This window comes from Vibrio sp. S9_S30 (assembly GCF_014694455.1).
Taxonomy (GTDB): Bacteria; Pseudomonadota; Gammaproteobacteria; order Enterobacterales; family Vibrionaceae; genus Vibrio.
Window position 1 is genome coordinate 1 of the sequence record NZ_JAAUWT010000113.1, and the last position, 799, is coordinate 799.

Sequence of the window (799 nt, forward strand, 5' to 3'; positions counted from 1 at the left end):
TGTACTTAAAAAGCCGCCGCTTGCTCGTAATTCGCCCACCTCATATGAGTCGGAGCCACATTTATCACAGCAGTACTCAAATTTTGATTTCATTCCTTCAACTTCCAGCAAGTGGTTTGCCATTTGTGTATTCGCTAGTTTCTTACTAGGAGTACCACAATTTTCGCATTCTAACGAGGTAGAGTCATTATGATGACCACATCCGAGGCATTCCCAATTAGTTTCCATATTTCCTCTTTGTAGGCATAACGCCAGCTTAAACCGCAGACAACGCACAAAACAAGCCGCTGCACTGCGCCTTAAACACTAAAATTACCGCAAACTAAAAATGCCACGCGTTGTTTGTCGGTTTGAAGCTTTTGTTAGAGCGATACAAGCAAGCAGGCTTTACTTGGCAATGAAGCACTGAGCTTGCATTCAATGAATGACATCTTAGCCAAAGTGAGTATCTGCAACCAGACCACAATACCCAAAACACCGAACCAGTCGAAGAATTTACAAGAACGAGCCGAAAACCAAACTTCAAAATCCGGAATTTCCAATTGGCATGAAATCCCACAGCAACTTGGCTTGTAGAGAATTTCCCACCTTAGATATGGTTGAGGAATCGAACTCTAAAACACTGAACCCAGCAACTTTCGAGAACCTTACAGCCCTTAAATCACCAAAGCACTATAACGCCCAATTAAACTGCCAAAAACGTACAAATGCCGTTTCTGCATACCACCTTAAATACCAAACTCAACGCAAACTAAAAATGCCACACGTTTTTGGTCTGTTTGAATTGTTTGTTAGAGCG

2 protein-coding genes are annotated in these 799 nt (G+C 42.2%); one reads left to right on the top strand and one right to left on the bottom strand.

The genetic code is table 11. The features are described from left to right. On the bottom strand, positions 1-228 hold a 228-nt coding region (locus HC752_RS24975), incomplete at its 3' end, for a DNA-binding protein (RefSeq protein ID WP_238930629.1). 319 nt (positions 229-547) lie between these two features. On the opposite strand from HC752_RS24975, the gene HC752_RS24980 reads away from it, so the two are divergent. Then, a partial coding sequence (locus HC752_RS24980; RefSeq protein WP_238930630.1) for a hypothetical protein occupies positions 548-799 on the top strand: 252 nt, incomplete at its 3' end.